Origin of the sequence: Hamadaea sp. NPDC051192, from assembly GCF_040682475.1 — a bacterium.
GTDB lineage: Bacteria > Actinomycetota > Actinomycetes > Mycobacteriales > Micromonosporaceae > Hamadaea > Hamadaea flava.
In genome coordinates this window covers 1-7,863 of sequence record NZ_JBFBAZ010000230.1, presented here as the reverse complement: position 1 = coordinate 7,863, position 7,863 = coordinate 1, and the positions used below count along the sequence as shown (strand labels likewise).

The following is a 7,863-nucleotide window of genomic DNA, read 5'->3' as shown; positions in this document are numbered from 1 at the left end:
ATCCTGGAGACGGTCGCGCCGGAGATCGCCGAGGACAAGCTTCGCAAGGATCTGGAACGCGCCGAACGCTCCGCCTACGACCGCCGCGACTTCACTCTCGTCCCCCACGGCGAAGGCGAATACCGAGTCCGCGGCATCCTCGACGCTGAAGCAGCCGCGATCGTGCGAACCGCGCTGGATCCATTGTCCGGACCTCGCAAACCCGCCCCGACAGCCGCCGCCACACCCACCGAGTGCGGCGATGCAACCTGCGGTAGGCATGCAGGCGACGGAGCTGATGCCGTAGGCACCGTCAGGGAATGCATTCACGCGGGACGCGGTGCGGACGCGGTGGACGACGACTGCGCTGCTGCCCGCGTGCTGCCGGGTGAGCCAGATCTGCGCTCGGCCGGAGCCCGCCGCGCCGATGCCCTCGTCGAGGTGTGCCAGCGGATCATGAACGCCGGCGAACTGCCCCACAACGGCGGCGAGAAGCCACACCTGACGATCACCCTGCCCTGGGACGCCCTCCAAGCCAAGGTCGGGGCGGGCTTGCTCGACACCGGCGACCTGCTCACCCCAGAAACCGTGCGACGCCTGGCCTGCGACGCGATGATTATCCCCGCCGTATTGGGCGGCGACGGGCAAGTCCTCGACGTCGGCCGCGCCCGACGCCTCATCGACGGCCCACTCCGCCGCGCACTCGTCCTGCGGGACAAGGGATGCGCCTTCCCCGGCTGCGACCGGCCACCCCAGTGGTGCCACGGCCACCACATCCAGTCATGGGCAGACGGCGGCGACACCTGCCTCGCCAACTCCGTGCTGCTCTGCGGATTCCACCACCGGGAGATCCACCACGGGCACTGGGACGTCCAGATGAGACCGGACGGATTCCCCGAATTCCTCCCGCCGGCCTTCGTCGACCCACTCCGAAGAGCAGTCCGCAACACCTTCCATCGACAATGCTGAGTGATAAGCGCTTCTACACGACATGTGCCGTCAGCCGCGGCGGTCGTACAGCCGGTCGACGTGGCGTACGGCGCCGATCAGCATGCCCGCGAGCAGCCAGCAGCCCGCGCCGAAGAGCACGCCCGCCGGGAACTCCATGAAGTAGGCCAGCCCCGCTCCGACCACCAGGAGCAGCAGCGTGTCGAAGACGAGCAGGCTGCGCAGCACGATGAGGGCGTACACGCTCACGCTGACAGGATGCGGCTTCGGGGAACGCCGTGGGCTCAGAGTTTCCTCAGAGCGCGCGATGATCATCGGTATAGCCTGAGACCTATGATCAGCGCACAGGACGAGACCCTGCTCCAGCGGGCCATCGAGATCGCGGCGGAGGCCGTCGCCTCGGGCGACGCACCCTACGGTTCGCTGCTGGCCGATGAGAACGGCACGATTCTCATCGAGGAGCACAACACGGTTAAGCGGGACAACGACATCAGCGCCCATCCGGAGTTGAAGCTCGCCCGTTGGGCGGCTCGCGAACTCGACCCGGAGACGGCGGCGCGGACCACGATGTACACGAGTTGCCAGCCGTGCGGCATGTGCTCCGGCGGCATCATCCGGTCCGGGCTCGGCCGCGTCGTGTACGCCCTCTCCGCCGAGCAGCTCGTCGAGTTGAACCCGGGGTCGGCGTGGCCGACGGTGCCCCAGGACGGGCCGGCTCTCTTCGAAGCCGCCCGCGTACCCATCGAGACCTACTACAAGTGACCTGCCAGTGATTCACATCCACGAGGACGACGTCGGCATGCGGCGGCTCTACCCGCTCGCCGCCGGGGCCGAAGTCGCACGAGACCTCGACGAAGCGGCCGGGGCGGGCGCCGCCGACCAGGCGCCGGACGGCGTCGGCTGGACCGGCGTGCACGTCATTCGGGCGCCGCGCGACGACTACGCCGCCGCCGGCCTGACGGTCCACGACGCCGACGTGGCCCTCGCCGCGGTCCTGCCGCGTGTACGTGATTTCGCGGCGACCGCGTCGGGCGGGTTCGAGGGCCACGATCCCTATGGCTCCTACGAGGACGACGCCTACTGCTACGGCGGGGGCGCCGATCTCTTCGTCAAGGTGGAGGCCGACGGCGCCAAGGTCGGCAGCATCTGGTTCCAGGTCGAGACGCAGGACCCCGACCGGCTGGCGAAACTGAGGGCGGCGTTGGTCGCGGTCGACCGGCTCGTGCCATCGATAGTGGCCGACTATTGGCTGGACCGCACCGGACCAGTCGGCGATTCGGCATTCCTCGACGACTACCTGCACGAGCTGGCCATCGTCGACACCTGAGGGCGGCAGACGGTGAACGTATTCACGTAGTGAGTCAGGGGGCGGCCGGGACGACCCGGCCGCCCACCCCCCGTTCGACCCGCTAAATGATCTCATGGCCCGCTGGTCAGGGCATCGCTACTAAGATCGACTTCGGCATACCGCAGAAGTTGTAGTCGGGGTAAACCTAGGCTGTAGTCCCCTCGGGGGTGGGCAGCGTGAGCACCACCTGAAATCCGCCGCCGGGGCGCGGCCCGGCGGCCAGGCTTCCGCCGTAGAGGCGTGCCCGTTCGCGCATGCCGATGAGGCCGTGACCCTCGTGGGAGTTCCCGGGATCCTGCCGGGTGCTCGCCCCGTCGTCGGCGACCGTCGCCAGGAACTCTTCGCCCCGGAAGTCCAGCGTGACGGTGGCGCTGGCCTCGCCGGCGTGCTTGAGCACGTTCGTCAGCGACTCCTGGATGACCCGGTACGCGCACAGGTCCAGCCCGGCGGGCAGCGAGCGGCGGGGGCCGAGCACTTCGACCTCGGTGGGTACGCCGGCCGCCCGCATCCGGTCGGCGAGCCGCTCGACCAGTTCGACGCCGGGCGCGGCCTCTTGCGGCGGTTCGGTCGCCCCGCCCGTCGGCGCCCGCAGCAGGCTGAGGATGCGGCGCAGCTCCTCGTTGCCTTCCCGGGCCGCCCCGGCGATCACCGACAACGCCGAGCGGGCGGTATCGGGTTGGCTGTCGAAGACGTACCCGGCCGTCCCGGCCTGGACGGCGATGACCGACATGTGGTGGGCGACGATGTCGTGCAGCTCCCCCGCGATTCGCATCCGCTCGTCCGCCACCGCTCGCCGGGCGCGGTCGGCCTGTTCGCGGTGGAGCCGTTCGGTGACCGCGGCCAACTCGACATTACGCAGTGAGAGTTTGCGGGCGTTGTCGCCGAACTTCCAGACGGCCATGAAGATGACGACGGCCATCACCATCACGGTCGCCATCGACGAGTCCGGCGTACGCAGGCCGGAGTAGACCCAGACGCCGGCCAGCGCGACGGCCGAGGTCAGGCCCATCCATCGAGGCCGGTCGGCCGTGACGGTGTAGAGCGCCACCAGACTCCCGTACGCGTTGAGCGCCGGGAAGTAGCCGAGCCCGATGAAGATCAGCCAGGACAGCCCGCAGACGATCACGACGGCCACCGGGAACCGCCGCCGGAACGCCACGGGCAGGTTGGCCAGCCCGGTCAGCACGTAGCCGGTCGTGTCCAGCGACAGCCACTCGTTGTGCTCCTCGCGCCCGATGAGCACAGCCAGCGTGGTGTAGCCGACCGCGAGCAGGACGTCGAGCAGCGGCGGGAACTGGGGCAGCCGGGGCATCGTGAGGCGGCGCCGGGGGTGGGCGTCAGGCACGGCCGAAGCCTACTCGCGGGTCTACTACAGAAGTTGCAGACGACGTGACTCCGCACGGTACTATCCTGCGCGTGGTCCGGGTCCTCGTCGTAGATGATCAGATTCTGATCCGGGCCGGCTTGGTAGCCCTGCTCAACGCCGCTCCGGGGATGGAAGTCGTCGGCGACGCCGCCGACGGCAAGCAGGCGATCGCGATGGCGGCCGAGCACAGTCCCGACGTGGTCGTGATGGACGTGCGGATGCCCGGTCTCGACGGCATCTCCGCCACCCGCCAGATCGTCTCGCAGGGCGACCACCCGCCGCGGGTCCTGATCCTGACGACGTTCGATCTCGACGAATACGTCTACCAAGCGCTTCGCGAAGGGGCCAGCGGCTTCCTCCTCAAGGACACGCCGCCCGAGCGCCTCCTGGCCGCGGTCACCACCGTCGCCGCGGGCGACATGCTCTTCGCGCCGACCGTCACCCGGCGGCTCATCGAGGCGTACGCGCCGTCGGGGGTGCCCGGCGCCGGCGAGTATGCCGACCAGCTCGCCACGCTGACCGCGCGGGAACTCGAAGTCGTCCGCTGGGTGGCCCGTGGCCTGTCCAATCAGGACATCGCTGATCAGCTCGTCGTCTCCGAGGCGACGGTGAAGACGCACCTCAACCGCGCCATGGTCAAGCTCCGCCTGACCAACCGCGCTCAGGCCGTCGTGTACGCGTACGAGGCGGGCCTCGTGACGCCACGTCGCATGCAGGCGCCCTAGAGCAGCCGCCCCGGCCCGAACTTCACCGGTACGCCCGGCGAGTAGAGCACGCTCACCGGCGGCCCGTCCGGCACCGGTACGCCGCTCGCCCCGCGCAGGCCGTCGTCGAGGTCGAGGAGTTCGGCCTGGTGCAACGGCCATTCGGGATGCTCGTTGGGCAGGTAGAGCGTGCGGCCGTACCAGGACACGTGCAGACCCCAGCGCGCGGTGACGAACTGCTCCAGCGGACTCGGCTCGGCGATCGGCGCGCCGATCCGTACAGTCACCCGGCTCGGCAGCCCACGCGGGCCGGGCCAGCGGCGGCGCGAGGTGTAGGTGATCACGTCTTCGGCGCGCTGGATGCGCATCGACGACCAGATGTACGGCAGCCGCAGCGCGGCCCGGCCGCAGAGGACCGGGATCAGCCGTGCGGCGTCCAAGGATCGGAACACCACCCCACGGCGGCCCGCGTCGTCCACGGAGTACAGGCGTACGTTGGTCTCGGGGAACGTGCCGAGGTAGGGCAACCCCGGTCCGGCCAGCAGCCCGACGCGGTACATCTCGAAGGGCACCAGCCCGACGTAGGTGACGCCGTCGAGGGTGTCCGGGCGCGTACCGGCAGGCAAGAGTCCGGCGACCAGCGCGGGGTCGATCGGCCAGTGCAGCAGGGTCAGCCGCCGCCACTCCTGGACCAGCAACCGCCGGCGTACCGGTCGCGGGGTCAGCGGGGTCACCGGTTCGACGGCCACTGCCACGGCCACTCCTCAGAACACGACGTCAGAACACGACGTCAGAACACCACGTTGAGCAGGACGGTCAGCAGGATCGACAGCCCGATCGAGACGGCGATCATGATCAGGCAGCCTGTCGCGCCGCCGAGCGGCCGCACGTCCCAGTTCCCGATGCGCACCCTTTGATCCTCTCACCGGCGGCCGGGGCTCCGCGACCGATCAGGCGGCCCCGAGGAGGTCGCGGCGTTCCTGCTCCAACTTCGCCGCCTTGTCAGCCGCCGCGACCTGGCGGGCGTCCAGCCGGCCGCGTACCTCGCCGACGGCGTCCGCACAGAGTTCGAGGTCCATCCGGGCTTCCCGGATCTGCTCCCGCACCTTCAGATCGGTGAAGATGTTGTCGAACCAGACGTCGAGGAAGCGGGTCATCCCGTCGACAGCGAGGTTCGGCAGCTGGACGCGGAACCCGGAGACGTCGTCGAGCTCGGTCCGCAGGACGGCCAGCAGCTCACTCGCCTCCCCGACCGCGCGGGCGGCCGCGTCGAGCCGATCGTGCTTCATCGTGCTGCTGATCGCGCCGCCGCCGAAGAAAGTGTCGTAAGTGGACCAGCCCGACGCGCTGCCCAGCAAGGATTGTGCGGTGCCCAGCGCTTGGGCGGCTGCCTCGGCCGCGTCGATCGCCTCGGCCAGCTCCGTGATCTCCCCGTCGAGCCGTCCGCGGTCCGCCGCCAGACTCAACAACCGGCGGCCGGCTTGTCCGCCCGCTCGCGCGAGGAAGTCCTCCTTCTGGTCGAGGATCTGCTCGTACGCGTACCGCGCGTCGCTGAGGTCGAGCAGCCGTGCCTCGGCGGCCGAGTGTTCGCGGTCGACCGCGGCCAGCCTCGCCTCCGCGTCGGCGAGCTTGAACGCGGCCGCCGCGGCTTCGGCCTGTTCCCGCGCCAGCGCCTCGTCCCGGCGCCCCCGCAGCGTGGCGAGCACCGAACTCAGCGACAGCCGCCCGAGCGCGTCGACGTCCCGCTGCTCCGCCGTCGCGCGTACGCGCAACTCCGCTACCTGGTCGTGCAACGCCTTTCGGCGTACCAGCAGGTCTTCGCGACGGGCCTCAGTGACCTCGTGCTCGCGCAGAGCCGCGGCGGCGGCGGTCAGGCGGTTCTCGATCTCGGTCAGCATTCGGCCAGTGCAGCACGTGTCCGCAAGCAGGGAGGGTGCGCCGGGGACCGGTGGGACCGGTCCCCGGCGCGGACGCTCACCAACCGACGGCGACCAGGAGGTACTGGGGGTTGCCGTGGGAGACGAACGACGACTGCCCTGCGTAGTCGTCGTAGGGGAACCCATACGCGAGCCGGTCGATGGCGTGGTCGTGCCAGAACTTGGCGTAGTAGTTGGCCGGTCCGGCCTGGTAGTACAGGCTGGGCGTCGACCATTGGGCCTGCGGCAGGTGCGCGACGTGCCGGTTCAGCGCCGAGCACAGGCCGGCGTCGTTGGCCAGGACGCCGGCGCAGCCGAAGATGTCGGACGTGGGCGCGGAGACCCCGACCGAACTGGCGTAGCTGGTGAAGTAGGTGGCGTTGACGCCGCCGGTCCGGAAGCTGGGGTCGCTGCCGGGCGCGATGATGCGGTAGGGCGCCTGCGTCTGCGCCAGCACCTTGAACTCCTGCGGTACCTCGTTGATGAACTTCTGGAAGGTGACCGCGCGGTCCTCGGCGAAGGTGGCCTGGTCCTCGCCGACCGCCACGTCGTACCCGTCGTGGGCGTGCAGGCGCATCGCGAGTTTGACGCCGAACGCGTCGACGCGGGTGGTATTGCCGTTGAAGACCGAGGCGCCCACGGTGAACTCGATGAAGTCGTAGTACTGGCTGGTCGGCGAGCCGAGGTAGAAGTACATCCGGCCGGCCGAGTTCACGGGCATGTCGAGGTAGGGCTGCTCGGCGATGGAGTGGGTCTGCCCGTTGAAGCTCCAGTACACCTGGCTGTCGGGGTACTTGCCGTTGGTGCGGTTGAGCACTTTGACCATGACGACGTTCGTGGCGGGCGGGATGGTGCTGGTGTCACCCCAGAACGAGTCGCTCGTCGGCGACGGGGTCGGTGTCGGGCTCGGCGAGGTGGTGGATCCGGTCGTGCGGACCGCGAACTCCCACAGCGAATAGCCGTACGCCGTCGCGCGCGCCGTGCCATAGACCCGGATGTAGCGCCCCGAGCCGTTCACGGTGAGGGTCTGGGTTCCGCCGGTGCTCGTGGTGGTGCTGTAGACGGCTGTCCAGGGACCGCTCCCCGAGGTCGCCACCTGCACCTGGTCCGCCGTCGCGTACGCGGCTTCCCAGGTCAGCACGACCTGGCAGACGGTCTGCGTCGAGCCGAGGTCGACCTGAAGCCACTGCGGGTCGGCGAACGCGCTCGACCAGCGCGTACCGGTGTTGCCGTCGACCGCGGCGCTCGCCGGGGTTCCGGCGTTCTCGGTGGAGGAGGCGGTGGCCGGCTTGTTGAGCGCGGCGTTGCCGGTGCCGCAGGCGGAGGTGGTGAACTCCCCGTAGACCTGGAACTCCCACAGCGAATAGCCGTACGCGGTGGCCCGCGCCGTGCCGTTCACCCGGACGTACCGGCCGGAGCCGCTCACACTCAGGTTCTGCACCCCGCCCGTTCCGGTGGTGGTGCTGTAGATCGTCGTCCAGGGACCGCCTGCGGCGGCGGACACCTGGACCTGGTACGCCGTCGCGTACGCCGCCTCCCAGGTCAGCGTGACCTGGCTGAGGGTCGCGGTGGCGCCCAGGTCGACCTGGAGCCACTGGGGAT

Annotated in this window: 9 protein-coding genes; 4 read left to right on the top strand and 5 right to left on the bottom strand. The window is 69.8% G+C overall.

The window, feature by feature from the left end; genetic code table 11:
* A partial coding sequence (locus AB0M47_RS41185) for a DUF222 domain-containing protein (RefSeq protein WP_363424052.1) occupies nt 1-948 on the top strand: 948 nt, incomplete at its 5' end.
* 30 nt (nt 949-978) lie between these two features.
* Here the strand turns inward: AB0M47_RS41185 and AB0M47_RS41180 are convergent.
* Nucleotides 979-1,176: a hypothetical protein gene (locus tag AB0M47_RS41180; RefSeq protein ID WP_253752982.1), complete on the bottom strand. Its 198-nt coding sequence runs from the start codon at nt 1,174-1,176 to the stop codon at nt 979-981.
* Between the two features lie 84 nt (nt 1,177-1,260).
* Between AB0M47_RS41180 and AB0M47_RS41175 the strand changes: the two genes are divergently transcribed.
* Together AB0M47_RS41175 and AB0M47_RS41170 are read left to right on the top strand one after the other, a co-directional pair.
* Nucleotides 1,261-1,689 carry a nucleoside deaminase gene (locus AB0M47_RS41175; RefSeq protein WP_363424048.1) on the top strand — a complete coding sequence of 143 codons (429 nt, stop codon included), beginning with the start codon at nt 1,261-1,263 and terminating at the stop codon, nt 1,687-1,689.
* 7 nt (nt 1,690-1,696) lie between these two features.
* Entirely contained in the window at nt 1,697-2,254 is a 558-nt protein-coding gene (locus AB0M47_RS41170) for a hypothetical protein (protein WP_363424045.1), read from the top strand.
* A 166-nt stretch (nt 2,255-2,420) separates the two neighbouring features.
* On the opposite strand, the gene AB0M47_RS41165 is transcribed toward AB0M47_RS41170, so the two are convergent.
* Nucleotides 2,421-3,620, bottom strand: a complete 1,200-nt coding sequence (locus AB0M47_RS41165; RefSeq protein ID WP_363424042.1) for a sensor histidine kinase — start codon at nt 3,618-3,620, stop codon at nt 2,421-2,423.
* A 71-nt stretch (nt 3,621-3,691) separates the two neighbouring features.
* Between AB0M47_RS41165 and AB0M47_RS41160 the strand changes: the two genes are divergently transcribed.
* Nucleotides 3,692-4,366: a response regulator transcription factor gene (locus AB0M47_RS41160; RefSeq protein WP_363424040.1), complete on the top strand. Its 675-nt coding sequence runs from the start codon at nt 3,692-3,694 to the stop codon at nt 4,364-4,366.
* Here the strand turns inward: AB0M47_RS41160 and AB0M47_RS41155 are convergent.
* The 3 genes from AB0M47_RS41155 to AB0M47_RS41145 all read right to left on the bottom strand — a co-directional run.
* Entirely contained in the window at nt 4,363-5,094 is a 732-nt protein-coding gene (locus AB0M47_RS41155) for a DUF2071 domain-containing protein (protein WP_363424055.1), read from the bottom strand. The genes AB0M47_RS41160 and AB0M47_RS41155 overlap by 4 nt on opposite strands.
* Nucleotides 5,095-5,295: 201 nt before the next feature.
* Nucleotides 5,296-6,243, bottom strand: coding sequence for a hypothetical protein (locus tag AB0M47_RS41150; RefSeq protein ID WP_363424037.1), 948 nt, complete (start codon nt 6,241-6,243; stop codon nt 5,296-5,298).
* Between the two features lie 76 nt (nt 6,244-6,319).
* On the bottom strand, nt 6,320-7,863 hold a 1,544-nt coding region (locus AB0M47_RS41145), incomplete at its 5' end, for a discoidin domain-containing protein (protein WP_363424034.1).

What these genes read in the sequence shown, in the direction of transcription:
- AB0M47_RS41175 (WP_363424048.1), top strand. Translation starts at nt 1,261, where the DNA reads ATGATCAGCGCACAGGACGAGACCCTGCTCCAGCGGGCCATCGAGATC.
- AB0M47_RS41150 (WP_363424037.1), bottom strand. Translation starts at nt 6,243, where the DNA reads ATGCTGACCGAGATCGAGAACCGCCTGACCGCCGCCGCCGCGGCTCTG.